Consider the following 18668-nt stretch of genomic DNA (forward strand, 5'->3'; position numbering starts at 1 on the left):
TTCCATTAGCCACGCCCGCTGACAACGGGCCAACGAAGAACTTTGAACCATGGCCACTATCCACGTAGACGGCAAAGCGCTCGAAGTCGATGGGGCGGACAACCTGTTACAGGCGTGTCTGTCGCTCGGCCTCGACATCCCGTATTTCTGCTGGCACCCCGCGCTTGGTAGCGTCGGTGCCTGTCGCCAGTGTGCGGTCAAGCAGTACACCGACGAAAACGACACCCGTGGTCGTATCGTCATGTCCTGCATGACCCCAGCCACCGACAACACCTGGATCTCCATCGACGATGAAGAATCCAAGGCGTTCCGCGCCAGCGTTGTCGAATGGCTGATGACCAACCACCCCCACGACTGCCCGGTCTGTGAGGAAGGCGGTCACTGCCACCTGCAAGACATGACGGTGATGACCGGCCACAACGAGCGCCGCTATCGCTTCACCAAGCGTACCCACCAGAACCAGCAGCTGGGCCCGTTCATTTCCCACGAAATGAACCGCTGCATCGCCTGCTACCGCTGCGTACGCTTCTATAAGGACTACGCCGGCGGCACCGACCTCGGCGTATTCGGCGCCCACGACAACGTGTACTTCGGTCGCGTTGAAGACGGCGTGCTCGAAAGCGAGTTCTCCGGCAACCTCACCGAGGTCTGCCCGACCGGTGTGTTCACCGACAAGACCCACTCCGAGCGCTACAACCGCAAGTGGGACATGCAGTTCTCGCCAAGCATCTGCCATGGCTGCTCGAGCGGTTGCAACATCTCCCCGGGCGAGCGCTACGGCGAACTGCGTCGCATCGAAAACCGCTTCAACGGTTCGGTCAACCAGTACTTCCTGTGCGACCGTGGCCGTTTCGGCTATGGCTACGTCAACCGCGAAGACCGCCCACGCCAGCCACTGCTGGCCGATGGCGCCAAGCTGAGCCTGGACGCGGCGCTGGACAAAGCCGCCGACCTGCTGCGCGGCCGCAACATCGTCGGTATCGGCTCGCCCCGCGCCAGCCTCGAAAGCAACTACGCGTTGCGCGAGCTGGTGGGTGCCGAGCACTTCTACTCCGGTATCGAAGCCGGTGAGCTGGAGCGCATCCGCCTGGTCCTGCAGGTGCTGAACGACAGCCCGCTCCCGGTGCCGAACATGCGCGACATCGAAGACCACGATGCCATCTTCGTGCTCGGTGAAGACCTGACCCAGACCGCCGCGCGCATCGCGCTGTCCCTGCGTCAGTCGGTCAAAGGCAAGGCCGAAGACATGGCCGACGCCATGCGCGTCCAGCCTTGGCTCGACGCTGCGGTGAAAAACATCGGCCAGCACGCGCTGAACCCGCTGTTTATCGCCAGCCTGGCGGAAACCAAGCTCGACGACATCGCCGAAGAATGCGTCCACGCCGCACCGGACGACCTGGCCCGCATCGGTTTCGCCGTGGCCCACGCCCTCGACGCCAGCGCACCGGCAGTCGAAGGCCTGGACACTGAAGCCGCCGAACTGGCCCAACGCATTGCCGATGCCTTGCTGGCAGCCAAGCGTCCATTGATCATTGCCGGTACCTCGCTGGGTTCCAAGGCCTTGATCGAAGCCGCCGCCAACATCGCCAAAGCCTTGAAGCTGCGCGACAAGAACGGTTCCATCAGCCTGGTGGTGCCGGAAGCCAACAGCCTCGGCCTGGCCATGCTCGGTGGCGAGTCCCTGGACGCGGCCCTGCAAACCGTGATCGACGGCACCGCCGATGCGATCGTGGTGCTGGAAAACGACCTGTACACCCGCACCGACGCCGCCAAGGTTGACGCTGCGCTGAATGCCGCCAAGGTCCTGATCGTCGCCGACCACCAGAAGACCGCCACCAGCGATCGCGCCGACCTGGTACTGCCGGCCGCCACCTTCGCCGAAGGCGACGGCACCCTGGTCAGCCAGGAAGGTCGTGCCCAGCGCTTCTTCCAGGTGTTCGATCCGAAGTACATGGACGCCAGCATCCTGGTTCACGAAGGCTGGCGCTGGCTGCATGCCCTGCGCGCGACCCTGCTGAACCAGCCGATCGACTGGACCCAGCTCGACCACGTCACCGCCGCAGCCGCCGCGAGCGCGCCGCAGCTGGCGCGTATCGTCGACGCCGCACCGTCCGCCGCGTTCCGCATCAAGGGCATGAAGCTCGCCCGTGAGCCGCTGCGTTATTCCGGTCGTACCGCCATGCGCGCCGACATCAGCGTGCACGAACCGCGTACCCCGCAAGACAACGACACCGCATTCGCCTTCTCCATGGAAGGTTACTCGGGTTCGGTCGAGCCACGTCAGCAGGTGCCGTTTGCCTGGTCGCCGGGCTGGAACTCGCCACAGGCCTGGAACAAGTTCCAGGACGAAGTCGGTGGTCACATCCGCGCCGGCGACCCGGGCACCCGCCTGATCGAAACCCAGGGCGACGCGCTGAACTGGTTCGCTGCGGTGCCGCGTCCGTTCAACCCGGCCCAGGGCACCTGGCAGGTTGTGCCGTTCTTCCACCTGTTCGGCAGCGAAGAGACCTCTTCCAAGGCCGCGCCGGTACAAGAGCGCATTCCCGAAGCCTACGTGTCCGTGGCCAAGTCCGAAGCCGACCGCCTGGGCGTCAACGACGGCGCCCTGCTCAGCGTGACCGTGGCCGGCCAGACCCTGCGTCTGCCGCTGCGTATCAACGAAGAGCTGGGTGCCGGCCTGGTTGCCCTGCCTAAAGGCCTCGCCGGCATTCCGCCGGCGATCTTCGGCAAAACCGTTGACGGTCTGCAGGAGGCAGCGCAATGACCTGGTTCACCCCTGAAGTGATCGACGTGATCATCTCGGTCGTCAAGGCCATCGTGATCCTGTTGGCCGTGGTCGTCGCGGGCGCCCTGCTCAGCTTCGTCGAACGTCGCCTGCTGGGCTGGTGGCAGGACCGTTACGGTCCGAACCGCGTTGGCCCGTTCGGTATGTTCCAGATCGCCGCCGACATGCTGAAGATGTTCTTCAAGGAAGACTGGACCCCGCCGTTTGCCGACAAGGTGATCTTCACCCTGGCACCGGTCGTGGCCATGAGCGCCTTGCTGATCGCCTTCGCGATCATCCCGATCACCCCGACCTGGGGCGTGGCGGACCTGAACATCGGCCTGCTGTTCTTCTTCGCCATGGCCGGCCTGTCGGTCTACGCGGTGCTGTTCGCCGGCTGGTCGAGCAACAACAAGTTCGCCCTGCTGGGCAGCCTGCGGGCCTCGGCCCAGACCGTGTCCTACGAAGTGTTCATGGGCCTCGCGCTGATGGGCATCGTGGTGCAGGTCGGCTCGTTCAACATGCGCGACATCGTCGAGTACCAGGCGCAGAACCTGTGGTTCATCATTCCGCAGTTCTTCGGCTTCTGTACCTTCTTCATCGCCGGCGTCGCCGTGACCCACCGTCACCCGTTCGACCAGCCGGAAGCGGAACAGGAACTGGCCGACGGTTACCACATTGAATACGCCGGCATGAAATGGGGCATGTTCTTCGTCGGTGAATACATCGGCATCATCTTGATCTCGGCCCTGCTGGTCACGCTGTTCTTCGGCGGCTGGCACGGTCCGTTCGGCATCCTGCCACAGCTGGCGTTCTTCTGGTTCTTCCTGAAGACCGCGTTCTTCATCATGCTGTTTATCCTGCTGCGCGCTTCCATTCCGCGTCCACGATACGACCAGGTGATGGATTTCAGCTGGCGCTTCTGCCTGCCGCTGACCCTGATCAATTTGCTGGTGACTGCTGCCGTTGTGTTGTTGAACACGCCAGCGGGCGCGGTTCAGTGAGGATTTGACCCATGTTCAAATATATTGGCGACATCGTTAAGGGTACCGGTACCCAGTTGCGAAGCCTGGTGATGGTGTTCGGTCATGGCTTCCGTAAACGCGACACCCTGCAATACCCGGAAGAAGCGGTGTACCTGCCGCCGCGCTATCGCGGCCGCATCGTGCTGACCCGCGACCCCGATGGCGAAGAGCGTTGCGTAGCCTGCAACCTGTGCGCCGTGGCGTGCCCGGTGGGTTGCATCTCCCTGCAGAAAGCTGAAACCGAAGACGGTCGCTGGTACCCGGACTTCTTCCGCATCAACTTCTCGCGCTGCATTTTCTGCGGCCTCTGCGAGGAAGCTTGCCCGACCACCGCGATCCAGCTCACACCGGATTTCGAGATGGCCGAGTTCAAACGTCAGGACCTGGTGTACGAGAAAGAAGATCTTTTGATCTCTGGTCCCGGTAAAAACCCTGATTACAACTTCTATCGTGTTGCAGGTATGGCCGTTGCCGGTAAGCCGAAAGGCGCCGCACAAAACGAAGCCGAGCCGATCAACGTGAAGAGCTTGCTGCCTTAAGGAAGAAAGATGGAATTCGCTTTCTATTTCGCATCGGGTATCGCGGTTGTGTCCACGCTTCGCGTGATCACCAACACCAACCCCGTGCACGCCCTGCTCTACCTGATCATTTCGCTGATCGCCGTGGCCATGACCTTCTTCAGCCTCGGCGCGCCGTTTGCCGGTGTGCTGGAAGTGATCGCCTACGCCGGCGCCATCATGGTGCTGTTCGTGTTTGTGGTGATGATGCTCAACCTCGGGCCGGCCTCGGTCGCCCAGGAACGCGTCTGGCTCAAGCCCGGCATCTGGCTCGGCCCGGTTGTCCTCGCAGCGCTGCTGCTGGGTGAACTGCTGTATGTGCTGTTCGCTCACCAGAGCGGCCAGGCCATCGGCCATACCACCGTGGACGCGAAAGCCGTGGGCATCAGCCTGTTCGGCCCGTACCTGCTGGTGGTCGAACTGGCTTCGATGCTGCTGCTCGCCGCAGCCATCACCGCCTTCCACTTGGGCCGCAACGAAGCCAAGGAGCAATGACGATGCCTGCTATCCCTTTGGAGCATGGTCTGGCGGTCGCCGGCATCCTGTTCTGCCTTGGCCTGGTCGGCCTGATGGTTCGCCGTAACATTCTGTTCGTGTTGATGAGCCTGGAAATCATGATGAACGCTGCAGCACTGGCGTTCATCGTTGCAGGTGCACGTTGGGGCCAGCCGGATGGACAAGTCATGTTCATCCTGGTGATCAGCCTGGCAGCCGCCGAGGCCAGTATCGGCCTGGCGATCCTGCTGCAACTGTATCGTCGCTTCCACACGCTTGATATCGACGCTGCCAGTGAGATGCGCGGATGAACATGATCTTTCTGACTTTCGTATTTCCCCTGATCGGTTTCCTGCTGCTGTCGTTCTCTCGCGGACGCTGGTCGGAAAACCTCTCGGCCCTGATCGGTGTGGGCTCCATTGGCCTGTCGGCCATCGTTGCCGCCTACGTCATCTGGCAATTCAACGTGGCGCCGCCGGAAGGTGGCCACTACACCCTGGTGCTGTGGCAGTGGATGTCGGTGGAAGGCTTCAAGCCCAACTTCGCCCTCTACGTCGACGGCCTGTCGATCACCATGCTTGGCGTGGTGGTGGGCGTGGGCTTCCTGATCCACCTGTTCGCGTCCTGGTACATGCGCGGTGAAGCGGGCTACTCGCGCTTCTTCTCGTACACCAACCTGTTTATCGCCAGCATGCTGTTCCTGGTGCTTGGCGATAACCTGTTGTTCCTGTACTTCGGTTGGGAAGGCGTAGGCCTGTGCTCGTACCTGTTGATCGGTTTCTACTACAGCAACCGCAACAACGGTAACGCGGCACTCAAGGCATTTATCGTCACCCGCATCGGCGACGTGTTCATGGCCATCGGCCTGTTCATCCTGTTCCAACAGGTGGGCACGCTGAACATCCAGGAACTGCTGGTGCTGGCACCGCAGAAATTCCAGGTCGGCGACTTCTGGATCACCCTGGCAACCCTGATGCTGCTGGGCGGCGCCGTAGGTAAATCCGCGCAACTGCCGCTGCAGACCTGGCTGGCGGATGCCATGGCCGGTCCTACCCCGGTGTCGGCACTGATCCACGCCGCAACCATGGTGACCGCCGGTGTCTACCTGATCGCCCGTACCCACGGCCTGTTCACCCTGGCGCCGGACATCCTGCACCTGGTGGGCATCGTCGGCGGCGTGACCCTGGTACTGGCCGGCTTCGCCGCGCTGGTGCAGACCGACATCAAGCGGATCCTCGCCTACTCGACCATGAGCCAGATCGGCTACATGTTCCTGGCCCTGGGCGTCGGCGCCTGGGACGCGGCGATCTTCCACCTGATGACCCACGCCTTCTTCAAGGCCCTGCTGTTCCTGGCCTCCGGTGCGGTGATCGTGGCCTGCCACCACGAGCAGAACATCTTCAAGATGGGCGGCCTGTGGAAGAAACTGCCACTGGCCTACGCCAGCTTCATCGTCGGTGGTGCCGCCCTGGCCGCCCTGCCGCTGGTGACCGCCGGTTTCTACTCCAAGGACGAAATCCTCTGGGAAGCCTTTGCCAGCGGTAACCAGAACCTGCTGTACGCAGGCCTGGTGGGTGCGTTCATGACCTCGCTGTACACCTTCCGCCTGATCTTCATTACCTTCCACGGTGAAGCCAAGACCGAAGCCCACGCAGGCCATGGCATCTCCCACTGGTTGCCACTGTCGGTGCTGATCATCCTGTCGACCTTCATCGGCGCGCTGATCACCCCGCCACTGGCCGGTGTGCTGCCGGAAAGCGCCGGTCATGCCGGCGGCGCCGCCAAGCACAGCCTGGAAATCGCCTCGGGCGCCATTGCCATCGCCGGCATCCTGCTGGCGGCCCTGCTGTTCCTCGGCAAGCGTCGCTTCGTGACCGCCGTGGCCAACAGTGGCATCGGCCGTTTCCTCTCGGCCTGGTGGTTCGCCGCCTGGGGCTTCGACTGGCTCTACGACAAACTGTTCGTCAAGCCCTACCTGGCCATCAGTCATGTACTGCGTAAAGACCCGCTCGACCAGACCATCGGTTTGATCCCGCGCGCGGCCAAAGGCGGTCACACCGCCCTGAGCCGTACCGAGACCGGCCAGTTGCGTTGGTATGCAGCTTCCATGGCGGCCGGTGCCGTGCTGGTGATCGGCGCCATCGTTGTGGTAGCGGTCTGATATGAACTTTGCGAACTTGCGAAAGGAAACGAGCCCGTCATGATTCTGCCCTGGCTAATCCTGATCCCCTTTATCGGCGGCCTGCTCTGCTGGATGGGTGAACGCTTCGGCGCCACCCTCCCCCGCTGGATTGCGTTGCTGACCATGTCCCTGGAACTCGCACTCGGCCTCTGGCTGTGGGCCCATGGCGACTATTCATTCGCTCCGGCACCGGGTGTCGATCCGACGTTCGCGCTTGAATTCAAGCACGTGTGGATCCAGCGCTTCGGCATCAACGTGCACCTGGCCCTCGACGGCCTGTCGCTGTTGATGATCCTGCTGACCGGCCTGCTGGGTATCCTCTCGGTACTCTGCTCCTGGAAAGAGATCCAGCGTCACGTAGGCTTCTTCCACCTGAACCTGATGTGGATCCTGGGCGGCGTTGTCGGCGTGTTCCTCGCCCTCGACCTGTTCATGTTCTTCTTCTTCTGGGAAATGATGCTGGTGCCGATGTACTTCCTCATCGCGCTCTGGGGTCACAGTTCTTCGGACGGCAAGAAAACCCGGATCTACGCGGCGACCAAGTTCTTCATCTTCACCCAGGCTTCCGGCCTGATCATGTTGGTGGCGATCCTGGGCCTGGTACTGGTCAACTTCAACTCGACGGGCGTGATTACCTTCAACTACGCCGACCTGTTGAAAACCAAGATGTCCCTGACCACCGAGTACATCCTGATGCTGGGCTTCTTCATCGCCTTCGCGGTGAAGCTGCCGGTGGTGCCGTTCCACTCCTGGCTGCCTGACGCTCACGCCCAGGCGCCGACCGCCGGCTCCGTGGACCTGGCCGGTATCCTGCTGAAGACGGCGGCCTACGGCCTGCTGCGTTTCGCCCTGCCGCTGTTCCCGAATGCCTCGGCCGAGTTCGCGCCGATTGCCATGACCCTCGGTCTGATCGGGATCTTCTACGGTGCGTTCCTGGCGTTCGCGCAAACCGATATCAAGCGTCTGATTGCCTTCTCGTCCGTTTCCCACATGGGCTTCGTACTGATCGGCATCTACTCCGGCAGCCAGCTGGCGTTGCAAGGCGCCGTGATCCAGATGCTGGCCCACGGTGTCTCCGCCGCCGCACTGTTTATCCTGAGTGGCCAGTTGTACGAGCGCCTGCACACCCGTGACATGCGTGAGATGGGCGGCGTGTGGTCGCGCATTGCGTACCTGCCGGCGATCAGCCTGTTCTTCGCCGCCGCGTCCCTGGGCTTGCCGGGTACCGGCAACTTTATCGGCGAGTTCCTGATCCTGATGGGTGCCTTCGTGCAAACGCCGTGGATCAGTGCCATTGCTACGTCCGGCCTGGTATTCGGTTCGGTCTACTCGCTGATCATGATCCACCGCGCCTACTTCGGCCCGGCCAAGTCCGACACCGTCCTCAAGGGGATGGATGCTCGCGAACTGATCATGGTGCTCGGCCTTGCGGTATTGCTGATCTACATCGGCGTGTACCCGCAACCGTTCCTGGACACTTCTGCCGCGACGATGCATGGCGTGCAGCAGTGGTTCGGCACCGCCTTCTCTCAACTCGCTTCGGCCCGGTAAGAGCGCTATGGAATTCACGATCCAACACTTTATCGCGCTTGCGCCGCTGCTGATCACCAGCCTCACCATCGTGGTGGTGATGCTGGCGATCGCCTGGCGCCGCAATCATTCACAAACGTTCCTGCTGTCCTGCGCCGGTTTGAACCTGGCCCTGCTGTCGATTATCCCGGCACTCAAGGTCGCGCCACTGGCGGTGACCCCGCTGATGATGGTCGATGACTTCGCGCTGCTGTATATCGCGCTGATCCTCGTCGCCACCCTCGCCTGCGTCACCCTCGCCCACGCCTACCTCGGCGAAGGCGGCACCGGCTACCCGGGCAACCGCGAAGAGCTGTACCTGCTGATCCTGCTGGCTGCGGCCGGCGGTATCGTGCTGGTCAGCGCGCAGCACCTGGCCGGCTTGTTCATCGGCCTGGAACTGCTGTCGATCCCGACCTACGGCCTGGTGGCCTACGCCTTCTTCAACAAGCGCTCCCTGGAAGCCGGCATCAAGTACATGGTGCTGTCGGCCGCCGGTTCCGCGTTCCTGTTGTTCGGCATGGCCCTGCTCTACGCCGAAGCCGGCAGCCTGAGCTTCACCGGTATCGGTCACGCCCTGGCCGCCACCAACAGCCCCGCGCCGATCGCCCAACTGGGCCTGGCGATGATGCTGATCGGCCTGGCGTTCAAGCTGTCGCTGGTGCCGTTCCACCTGTGGACCCCGGACGTGTACGAAGGCGCCCCGGCGCCGGTGGCGGCGTTCCTGGCGACCGCGTCCAAGGTCGCTGTGTTTGCGGTGATGGTGCGTCTGTTCCAGATCTCGCCTGCCGCCAACACCGGCGTGCTGAGCAACGTACTGACCGTGATCGCCATCGCGTCGATCCTGTTCGGTAACCTGCTGGCGCTGACCCAGAACAACCTCAAGCGCCTACTGGGTTACTCGTCCATCGCCCACTTCGGCTACCTGCTGATCGCCCTGGTGGCGAGCAAAGGCCTGGCCGTGGAAGCCATCGGCGTGTACCTGGTCACCTACGTGATCACCAGCCTCGGCGCGTTCGGCGTGATCACCTTGATGTCCTCGCCTTACAAAGGCCGTGACGCCGACGCCCTGTACGAATACCGCGGCCTGTTCTGGCGCCGTCCGTACCTGACCGCCGTACTCACCGTGATGATGCTGTCCCTGGCCGGTATCCCGCTGACCGCGGGCTTTATCGGCAAGTTCTACATCGTCGCGACCGGTGTCGAAGCCCACGAGTGGTGGCTGGTTGCGTCCCTGGTACTGGGCAGTGCCATCGGCGTGTTCTACTACCTGCGCGTGATGGTCACCCTGTACCTGATCGAGCCAAACCTGCGCCGTGTGGATGCCGAGTTGCACTGGGAACAGAAAGCCGGTGGCGTGATGCTGCTGGCCATCGCCCTGCTCGCCTTCTTCCTCGGCGTGTACCCACAACCGTTGCTGACCCTGGTGCAGCACGCGGTGCTGGGGGTTTGATCCCTTAGCGGTATGTGAACCAACAGAAACGGCGCCCCAGGGCGCCGTTTTTGCGTTCTGGGCTGACCTGCAACAGCCCCCAAAAAAACGCCCCGAATGTTCGGGGCGTTTTACATTGCAACCGCGTCAGAACGCGATACCGACCTTGACCCCGTACTCATCCCGCTTGAGACGAGTGTTATCGGCCACTTCGGAATCACCGTCGAGCTTGTATTCGGTGCGGGTGTAGTAAAGGCCCGCCATCACCGGCAAGTCGCCCTTCTGGTTCATCAGCAGGCTGACTTCCGCATACGGGTTAGTGCGGTCCTTGAGGTCTACGGTGTCGCTGCCCACGCCGTCCACCTTGAGCTTGGTACGACCATCAATGGTGCGACGCGCACCGGCTTCGAAACGCAGCGTCATGTCATCGAACTGATGGTTGTAGCCCAGGGCTGCCTTGGCGAACGGCGACTTGTTGGTGAGTTCCATGTCGTAGTCGTTCGAGTCCAGCTCATAGCGGGTCCAGCTGTAACCGCCGCCCACGATCACATCGACGAAGTTGCGCGCATCCAGCGCGGCACGCCAGCCGAGATCCAGGTCGGCCTGGCCTTCCTTGAGTTTGTTATCACTCTTTTTACCGTACTTGGCTTCCACACCTGCCTGGTAGATAAAGCCCGACTCGGCGGTGAGCTTGTTGCCGAAATTGTAGAAAAGGCCGGCTTCGGGCATGTGGTCCTTATCACTTTCACTACCGCCTTCGAGCTTGAAGTCGTTGTAGCTGCCCAGGATCCCAAAGGTAGAAATCGGGCCAGTGGACGGTGCGGCGAACACCACTGCTGGCGCGGCGACCAGCGCCAGCAGTGAGGAATTTTTGAGGAAGCTTCCGAATAGTTTGGACATCGTTTACATCTCCTTGTCTGGTGGGCAAATTATCCAGGAAACGCTTCGAACCCAGATTGGCACCAAAGGTTCGAAAAATTTGCCCCCACCTGGAGGTAAAACGGTTCAGCGATGGCTCTAGGTCAATACTCCTGGCGTACAGCCATTACCAAGCCATCAAGGGTTGAATCAAGCTGAGGGTGACCCGGCACACGAATCCCAAAGGTAGTGCCCAGCACGTCCAGCAGCTCGTCGGCGCTCTGGATCACACGCTTGTCACTCGGCCGATCCAGATAGTGAATCCCATAATGGGCGTTGTTTAACGTGTGGCGTTCGCCCGCTGCCAGGCGTGCGACTTTCAATTGACCCAGGAACGGCGATCCCGGATGGGTCGAGACGTACCAGTTACCGATTTCATAGTCGATGTCGGCCTGCACTTGCAGATCGAAGACATACAAGCCACGCCACTCCCCCGCGACCTCGGCCCACAAGGTGTAGCTGCTCTCCTGTTCATTGAGAGTCAGGCGATACGGCTCATGGGCCGTGGCCTGCACGGCTTGCGTGTCCAACTGCAGCGGACTGCTGGGCACCATGCCACCAAAGCCGACGTCGGTGATGTAGCGCACGCCGTCCAGGGTCACCAGGCTCAGGCGGTGGGTGCGCGCCGTACGAGCCTCCGGTGGCCCGCCCATCACCACCCGCCCGGTAATGCCGCGGGCCTCGAAGCCCAGTTCCTGCAACAGCGCCAGGAACATCTGGTTCAACTCATAGCAATACCCACCCCGCCCATCGAACAGGACTTTCTGCTCGACGCTGGGCAAGTCGATCGGCACCGGCAGGCGCAGCAGGGTCGACAGGCTTTCAAAGGCGAAGGTGCACACATGACGCAGTTGCAAATCCCGCAGGGTCTGCAGGGTGGGCGGTGGCGGCGCATCGTAACCCAGGCGTTGCAGGTACAGGCGACTGTGGTTCAGGAGGGTCATGGCGCGATCCTTGGGCGCGGGAGCAATGCGTCACTATGCCGCGCAAGCATGCAGATTGTCATTTTGAATGAACCTTTTTAAACCGTTCCCTCTCCATCTATAACAAGACAGGGAGGCAACATGAGTACCGCAAAAATCTACACCATCCACTACCAACTGCACGGTCAACCGAAGTCCTTTGTGGTGCGTGCCGAAGTGATGAACAACGCCGAGGCCTGGCACTGGGCAGCCGTTGACGCTGACATTGCGCATGTCAGTCGTATCGGCCGCGTCGGCCATGAGCAAGTGAAAAAAACCACGCGCCCGTGGGCCGAAAAGTACGGCATTACCGACGTCACCTGGATGCCGCCCAGATAAATAAAAAGCCCCGCTCATTGGCGGGGCTCAGTTCATTTCTTCAAGTCGCCCAACGGATCGTAGGGCGGCTTTTTTTTCGCGTCGTCCTTGGCCTTTTTATCCAGCGGGGCGATGGCCGGACCGATGGGATCAACCTGCGGATCAGCCACATCGGGCGAGTCCGGGTCAAATCCCAGCTCATCCTTGCCGCTGGCGTGTTCGTTGGAGGGCGGTCCATCCGAGCGCTTGTTCATCATGGTCTCCTGTTATAGCGGGCGAGCTTTGTCGTGGAGGTTTTCCAGGTCTTCTTCGACGCGCTCCACATCATCCTGGGCGTCACGCTCTTTCGGGTCATTGGGGCGCAAGGCATCGTTGTCGCGCTCCTCTTCGCCGGGCGTGCGATCGGGGTCCGGGGTACCGGGCGGTGGCTGCTTGTATTCGGGCATGGTGGTTGACCTCAAAGGGACTACAGCGTTTTAGAGAAACTGCCCCAGATCATGGTTCAACTTGATTGCCCCACCACTGACCGCTGACCATGAGAAGATGCCGTCCCCCTACCCGCCCTGGAGACCTGGACCGGATGTTCGAGCTCAAACACTGCGACCCCGTCACCTATCGCCAACAGACGCGCCGCAGCACGCTGATCGTGGCCGTGCTGTTCGTGGCCCTGGCCATGCTGCTGTCGAGCCTGGCGGTGATGCTGTTCGGCGAACCCGACGGTGACAACTTCCGCTTCAATGTCGGTGGCGTATTCGCCGGGGTGTTGATAACGGTCGCCCTGCTGCGCGGCCCGTTCCGCACCCAACCGTGGCTGGCACCGGCCGTGTATGGCTGGCAGCTCAAGCGCACCCTGATGCGCGTGACCAACGTGATGCACACCGTCACCGAGCGTGTACAGGCGAATGATCCGACGGCGATGAAGGTCCTGCGTTTCTATCACCTGGGGCTGACGCAGATGCACGCCCTGGACGCCAACTCCAGTGCCCAGGCGCAGTTGGTGGGGGAAATCGAAGCACATCAGGCGAAGATGCACGTGCTGGGGATCGACACCGAACAAACCCGCTTTGATCCCGCCTGGCTGGAAGGATTGAAACGCACGTAAGTCAGTCTGCTGCCACACGGGTGCGCCAGCAGAACAACGCACTCACCGCAATCGCCGCACCCGCCACGCCAAACACCAGGGGGGCCGAGGCCACCGGCAACAGCAGGCCTGCCAGCAGTGGCCCGAGGCCCGCACCGATGTCACGCCATACCGCATTCGACGCCAGGGCCGACACCCGCAGCGAACCGGGGTTGCGCTCAGCGACCAGGGTGGTCACCAGGGGCAGTTGCAACGCGCGCAGCACCAACACCGCCGCCGCGCCGACAATCACCCAATAGCTGCCGAACGCCGTCAGAGCCAAGGCACTCAGGAACGAAAACAGCAACAACATCGAGGTGGCGCCAAAGCGCTGGGCGGCGTGGCCTCCCAGGGGGCTCAGGAGCATTTCCGAGACATAACGCAGGGCCATCAAGCCACCGGCGATCAGCACCGCATTACCGCCGAGCAGCTTCTGCGCCTGGATCGACAGGCCGAAAATAAACAGTCCGTCCAGCGCCACCCCTTCGATAAACGACCACAGCGCCACGCTGTCGGGCCACTTGAAACGGCGTCCCGGGGTGCTGTGCAAATCATGCCCGGCGCTGGGCAAGCCGCGCGCCATCCACAGCCCCACCAGGCAACAGCCGGCGAGGATCACAAAGATCGGACGCGGCCCGACCCACAGCGTCAGCCAGCCACCGAACGGTAACGCCAGCATCGGCCCCCAGGCGATCAGGGCCCGCGAACGCCCGGCCCGGCGCGCGGCGCCCTCCGGCTCGGAGGTGGCCAATACCTGGGTCGACAGGTTCAACGCAGCGAAACACAGGCCCCACACCAGCCGCAGCCCCAACAACGCGGCAAAGCCCGACAGCACCGAATTACCCAGGGCGCACAGCGTTGCGGCCCCGGCGGCGATCATGCAGGTCAGGCGATCACCGTTGCGCGCGTAGAAATTCAGCACATGGCGGTAACCGAAAATCCGCACCAGCCGGTTGGCCGCCAGCAATACACCGGCCTGGGCGAGCGTGATGCCAAAGGCCTGGGACTCCATGGGCAGCAGCAGATAGAGCAACACATCACTGGGCAGGCATAAGGCCAGGGTCAACGCAGCGCGGCGGGAATGGGTATCGGCAGTGCGGAGGGCCAGGCTGGACATAAATCTGAAACATCCCGAAATATTCAGGTCGCCACGGTAGCCCTCCCGCCGCTCGTTTTACAACGGCTTTTTCCCGTAGGGCAGCAAACGCAGGCCACTGGCCACGGCGCCCACCAGCGCAAACACGCAACCCAGCCACAGCGCATACAGCGGGCCATTGCCCAGGGACAGGTGGAAACACAGCGCCACCAACGACGCCCCCAGCGTCTGCCCCAGCAACCGCGAAATCGCCACGATGCCGCTGGCCCCACCACTGCGCGCCAACGGCGCACTGGTCATCAAGGCCTTGAGGTTGGGCGACTGGAAGAAGCCGAAACCGGCACCGCACAACGCCATGCGCCAGCCAATATCGAAGGCCGACGCGCCGTGGCCCAAGGTCGCCAACGCTGCCATCCCCACACTCAATATCAACAGCCCGATACCGCACAGCAGGCCCAGGGACACACGGTCAGCCAGGCGCCCGGCGACCAGGGCCATCACCGCCACGACCGCCGGCCACGGCGTCATCAGGAACCCGGTTTCCACCTGGCTATGCCCCAGCACCGCCTGCAACAGAAAGGGCAGCGACACAAAGGCCAGGCCCTGGGCGCTGAAGGCGCAGATCGCCGTCAGGGAAGACAAGGCAAACACCGGCCGCTTGAACAGATCCAACGCCAACATCGGCGCCGGGTGACCGGCCTGCCGGCGCAGCAGCAAGGCGCCACACAGCAGCGCCACCGCAATCAAGCCCAGGGTCAACGCCCCCTGCGCACCGTGCACCGCCGTGCCCAGCCCCAGCACCAGCAAGGCGAACAACCCGGCACACAGTGCAGCCGCGAGGCGGTCGAAGGCATGCCCGGTCATCGGCAGGGTCGGCAATGAACGCAGGCCCAATCCCAGGGCCAACAGCCCCAACGGCACATTGATCAGGTACAGCCAGTGCCAGGTCGCCACCGACAGAATCGCCGACGCCGCCGTGGGCCCCAAGGTAAACGCCAGCCCCACCACCAGTGAGTTATAGCCCAGGCCACGCCCGAGCATTTTTGACGGGTAGATATGCCGCAGCAACGCCGTGTTGACGCTCATGATCGCCGCTGCCCCCAGCCCCTGCACCACACGGGCGGCGGTCAGGGTCACCAGCGAGCCGGCCAGCCCGCAAAACAGCGACGAGACGATAAACAGCAGCAACCCGCCGAGATACACGCGGCGGTGCCCGAGCACATCGCTGAGGGACGCAAACGGCAGCACCGTGGCGATAATCGCCAACTGGTAGGCATTGACCACCCAGATCACCGAGGCGGAATCGGTGCCAATCCCTTCGGCCAGGGTCGGCAAGGCCGTGTTGACGATGGCCGTATCGAGGGTCGCCATGCCGATCCCCAGGGAGATCGCGATCACGGCCGGCAGGCGTTTATTGAGGGGCAGCCCATCGGCAACAGAAGACATGAACAATCCGCACAGTGGCAAAGGTGTCTAGATTACGGGCAGCCGGGGATTTTTTCAGTGGGGGATTGCGTGGCTGTCCGAATTTTCATGTTCAGCCACGCGCCACAGGTAAAGGCGATCAGCCTGCCAGTGCACTCAGGTCCAGGCGCCCACCGAGGGTCGGCGGACACCAGTAGTAACCACCGGTCAACGGCGTGCTGATGCGATACAGGCCATCGACAATCCCGTCCTCCAACCCGCTCATGCGACGCAGTTGGGCTTCGAACGCATCGAAGGAATGGCCGAATGCGAGGAACATCAACCCGGCCTGGCCATTTTCGGCCCAGGGCATGGAGCGGCGCACCACGAAGGCTTCCGGGGTGAAGCTTTCCTGGGCGGTACGTTTGGTGTGGGCGGATTCGGGAGCGTCTTCCAACTCTTCGTTGTCGCCATGGCGGCGGCCGATGATGTGGTCGCGCTCCTGGGCGGGCAACGCGGCGAAGCCATCGAGGTCGTGCTGCCATTGCTGGATCGCGGCGAAGCTGGCGCCGCTGTCGGTCAGGGCGGCCTCAACGGCAGCGTCATCGTGGGGGTTTTCGGTGCCGTCTTCGTAGTCGGTGAGGTCGAAGCCGGTCTTGTAGCGGAAGCCTTCGGTCGACTGCACCAGGCGAAACGCCGGGGCCAGGGCCTTCTCGAAAGCGCGACTGCGCAGCAGCAACTCACCGCGATCGACGCCATGCAGCCACACCCACAGTGCCTGCTGGGTGGACGGATTGTGCGCGCCCGGCGCGCTCACGGCAGGAAAGCTGCGCAAGCCATCAACTGTTGCACCCAGCGCGTTGACCAGCGGCTCGCCAAATCCGACCACTGCAGCCGAATCGGTCAACTGCACCAGCGCGTCCAGCGCAGCGGGCACGGCTGCCAGGGTGTCCACGGCAAAAAACAGATGGCGTGCCTGCAAAGGCACCGGTGCGGCAAGAATGCCCGGCTGGTACTGACTCATGTGAACTCCTTCAAGAAAGGCGCGCAGTCTACTATCTCGAAGAGCAGGCGACACGCCCCGGTGTGCAGTGCAACGCGCACAAGCCTTGCCATAGAGCCCTGTGTTGGGTGACTCTCTAGTCATGTTTTGCAACTATTTCAGGGGTAGTGCCATGACCACCAGCAACCTGCTCGCCCAGCTGTTTCCCACCCGCGTCGCCGATATTCCCGAGCAATACCGCCTGGCGGCGCCCATCGAACAGCGTGACTACCTGGTGGATGGCCAGTTGCAGGTGTGGAACGGCCCCTTGGCCCAGGTGCAGAGCCCGGTGCAATTGGGCGACCGCCGCGTGGTGATCGGCAGCACGCCGTTGCTGGACGCCGACACCGCCCTCACCGCCCTCGATGCCGCCGTGCGCGCTTATGACCGCGGCCAGGGTGAATGGCCGACGATGCGGGTGGTGGAGCGTATCCAGCACGTCGAGGCATTTTTGCGACGTATGCGCGAACAGCGCGACGCAGTGGTCACCCTGCTGATGTGGGAGATCGGCAAGAACCTCAAGGACTCGCAGAAAGAGTTCGACCGCACCTGCGACTACATCACCGACACCATCAACGCCCTCAAGGAACTCGACCGCCGCAGCAGCCGCTTCGAGCTGGAACAGGACACCCTCGGGCAGATCCGCCGCGTGCCCCTGGGCGTGGCGCTGTGCATGGGCCCCTACAACTACCCGCTCAACGAGACGTTTACCACGCTGATCCCGGCGCTGATCATGGGCAATACCGTGGTGTTCAAGCCGGCCAAACTCGGTGTGCTGCTGATCCGTCCATTGCTGGAAGCCTTCCGCGACAGCTTCCCGGCCGGGGTGATCAACGTGATCTACGGCAGCGGCCGCGAAACCGTCAGTGCGTTGATGGCCAGCGGCAAGATCGACATCTTTGCCTTTATCGGCACCAACAAGGCCGCCAGTGACTTGAAAAAGCTGCACCCCAAGCCGCACCGCCTGCGTGCGGCCCTGGGCCTGGATGCGAAAAACCCCGGCATCGTGTTGCCCGAGGTGGACCTGGACAACGCCGTCAGCGAGGCCGTCACCGGTTCGCTGTCCTTCAACGGCCAGCGTTGCACCGCGCTGAAAATCCTGTTTGTGCATGAAGACGTGGTCGACAGCTTCATTGAGAAATTCAACCGCAAACTGGAAACCCTCAAGCCCGGCATGCCCTGGGAAGACGGGGTTTCACTGACGCCGCTGCCGGAAGTCGGCAAAGTCGATTACCTCAACGAGCTGGTGGCCGATGCGCAACAACACGGCGCCCAGGTGGTGAATGCCAATGGCGGCGTCAGCCGTGGTTCGTTCTTCTACCCGGCGGTGCTGTACCCGGTGACCCCGCAGATGCGCGTGTACCACGAGGAACAATTCGGCCCGGTGGTGCCCATCGTGCCCTACCGTGATCTGGAGACGGTGATCGAGTACGTACTCGACTCGGACTTCGGCCAGCAATTGAGTATTTTCGGCACCAACGCCGTGGCAGTCGGACGCCTGGTGGACACCTTCGCCAACCAGGTCGGCCGCATCAATATCAACGCCCAGTGCCAGCGCGGGCCGGACACCTTCCCGTTCAACGGGCGCAAGAACTCGGCCGAGGGCACGCTGTCGGTACATGACGCGCTGCGCGTATTTTCGATCCGCACCCTGGTGGCGACCAAGTTCCAGGAGAGCAACAAGGCGCTGGTCAGCGACATCCTGCGCAACCGTGACTCAAGCTTCCTGACCACCGACTATATCTTCTAAGCACAATGCCGATCTCAAGGTGGGAGGGGACCTG

The 18668-nt window shown here is 62.5% G+C and carries 18 protein-coding genes; 11 read left to right on the top strand and 7 right to left on the bottom strand.

The features are described from left to right. Positions 1-49: 49 nt before the first annotated feature. Genes nuoG through nuoN form a run of 8 tightly spaced genes read left to right on the top strand, consistent with a single transcriptional unit; the run spans position 50 to position 10045 of the window. Positions 50-2764 carry an NADH-quinone oxidoreductase subunit NuoG gene (gene nuoG / locus BB029_RS17105; protein ID WP_065940071.1) on the top strand — a complete coding sequence of 905 codons (2715 nt, stop codon included), beginning with the start codon at positions 50-52 and terminating at the stop codon, positions 2762-2764. Beyond that, positions 2761-3768 carry an NADH-quinone oxidoreductase subunit NuoH gene (nuoH, locus tag BB029_RS17110; RefSeq protein WP_017137518.1) on the top strand — a complete coding sequence of 336 codons (1008 nt, stop codon included), beginning with the start codon at positions 2761-2763 and terminating at the stop codon, positions 3766-3768. Before nuoG ends, nuoH begins: the two co-directional genes overlap by 4 nt. Positions 3769-3779: 11 nt before the next feature. Beyond that, complete coding sequence (gene nuoI / locus BB029_RS17115) at positions 3780-4328, top strand: NADH-quinone oxidoreductase subunit NuoI (RefSeq protein ID WP_003174725.1); 549 nt, start codon at positions 3780-3782, stop codon at positions 4326-4328. A 9-nt stretch (positions 4329-4337) separates the two neighbouring features. After that, on the top strand, positions 4338-4841 hold the full coding sequence (gene nuoJ, locus BB029_RS17120) for an NADH-quinone oxidoreductase subunit J (RefSeq protein ID WP_003174726.1): 504 nt from the start codon (positions 4338-4340) through the stop codon (positions 4839-4841). Positions 4842-4843: 2 nt separating this feature from the next. Further along, positions 4844-5152 (top strand): NADH-quinone oxidoreductase subunit NuoK, encoded by a 309-nt coding sequence (gene nuoK / locus BB029_RS17125; protein WP_003174727.1) that lies wholly within the window; start codon positions 4844-4846, stop codon positions 5150-5152. Further along, positions 5149-7002: an NADH-quinone oxidoreductase subunit L gene (gene nuoL / locus BB029_RS17130; RefSeq protein WP_065927062.1), complete on the top strand. Its 1854-nt coding sequence runs from the start codon at positions 5149-5151 to the stop codon at positions 7000-7002. Before nuoK ends, nuoL begins: the two co-directional genes overlap by 4 nt. Before the next feature lie 39 nt (positions 7003-7041). Next, complete coding sequence (gene nuoM / locus BB029_RS17135) at positions 7042-8574, top strand: NADH-quinone oxidoreductase subunit M (RefSeq protein WP_017527174.1); 1533 nt, start codon at positions 7042-7044, stop codon at positions 8572-8574. A gap of 7 nt (positions 8575-8581) precedes the next feature. Then, complete coding sequence (gene nuoN / locus BB029_RS17140) at positions 8582-10045, top strand: NADH-quinone oxidoreductase subunit NuoN (protein ID WP_003174731.1); 1464 nt, start codon at positions 8582-8584, stop codon at positions 10043-10045. 126 nt (positions 10046-10171) lie between these two features. On the opposite strand, the gene BB029_RS17145 is transcribed toward nuoN, so the two are convergent. After that, on the bottom strand, positions 10172-10924 hold the full coding sequence (locus tag BB029_RS17145) for an outer membrane beta-barrel protein (RefSeq protein WP_065940072.1): 753 nt from the start codon (positions 10922-10924) through the stop codon (positions 10172-10174). 122 nt (positions 10925-11046) lie between these two features. Beyond that, on the bottom strand, positions 11047-11886 hold the full coding sequence (locus BB029_RS17150) for an arylamine N-acetyltransferase (protein WP_065940073.1): 840 nt from the start codon (positions 11884-11886) through the stop codon (positions 11047-11049). 120 nt (positions 11887-12006) lie between these two features. Here BB029_RS17150 and BB029_RS17155 point away from each other — a divergent pair, with 120 nt between their 5' ends. After that, on the top strand, positions 12007-12243 hold the full coding sequence (locus BB029_RS17155) for a DUF6555 family protein (RefSeq protein ID WP_027606320.1): 237 nt from the start codon (positions 12007-12009) through the stop codon (positions 12241-12243). 32 nt (positions 12244-12275) lie between these two features. On the opposite strand, the gene BB029_RS17160 is transcribed toward BB029_RS17155, so the two are convergent. Continuing rightward, positions 12276-12476 carry a DUF6021 family protein gene (locus BB029_RS17160; RefSeq protein ID WP_065940074.1) on the bottom strand — a complete coding sequence of 67 codons (201 nt, stop codon included), beginning with the start codon at positions 12474-12476 and terminating at the stop codon, positions 12276-12278. 12 nt (positions 12477-12488) lie between these two features. Continuing rightward, positions 12489-12668 carry a hypothetical protein gene (locus BB029_RS17165; protein ID WP_065940075.1) on the bottom strand — a complete coding sequence of 60 codons (180 nt, stop codon included), beginning with the start codon at positions 12666-12668 and terminating at the stop codon, positions 12489-12491. Between the two features lie 134 nt (positions 12669-12802). Between BB029_RS17165 and BB029_RS17170 the strand changes: the two genes are divergently transcribed. After that, a complete protein-coding gene (locus BB029_RS17170) occupies positions 12803-13324 on the top strand; it encodes a DUF3087 domain-containing protein (RefSeq protein ID WP_065940076.1) in 522 nt (173 codons plus the stop codon). 1 nt (position 13325) lies between these two features. On the opposite strand, the gene BB029_RS17175 is transcribed toward BB029_RS17170, so the two are convergent. The 3 genes from BB029_RS17175 to BB029_RS17185 all read right to left on the bottom strand — a co-directional run bounded on the left by BB029_RS17175 (position 13326) and on the right by BB029_RS17185 (position 16866). Beyond that, positions 13326-14459 (bottom strand): MFS transporter, encoded by a 1134-nt coding sequence (locus BB029_RS17175; protein ID WP_065940077.1) that lies wholly within the window; start codon positions 14457-14459, stop codon positions 13326-13328. A 57-nt stretch (positions 14460-14516) separates the two neighbouring features. Further along, positions 14517-15884: an MFS transporter gene (locus BB029_RS17180; protein WP_065940078.1), complete on the bottom strand. Its 1368-nt coding sequence runs from the start codon at positions 15882-15884 to the stop codon at positions 14517-14519. 118 nt (positions 15885-16002) lie between these two features. Further along, on the bottom strand, positions 16003-16866 hold the full coding sequence (locus BB029_RS17185) for a Dyp-type peroxidase (RefSeq protein ID WP_065940079.1): 864 nt from the start codon (positions 16864-16866) through the stop codon (positions 16003-16005). A gap of 151 nt (positions 16867-17017) precedes the next feature. Here BB029_RS17185 and BB029_RS17190 point away from each other — a divergent pair, with 151 nt between their 5' ends. After that, on the top strand, positions 17018-18634 hold the full coding sequence (locus BB029_RS17190) for an NADP-dependent glyceraldehyde-3-phosphate dehydrogenase (RefSeq protein WP_065940080.1): 1617 nt from the start codon (positions 17018-17020) through the stop codon (positions 18632-18634). The last annotated feature ends 34 nt before the right edge of the window (positions 18635-18668 follow it).

It is taken from the genome of Pseudomonas sp. S3E12 (assembly GCF_001702295.1).
GTDB classification, from domain to species: Bacteria; Pseudomonadota; Gammaproteobacteria; order Pseudomonadales; family Pseudomonadaceae; genus Aquipseudomonas; species Aquipseudomonas marginalis.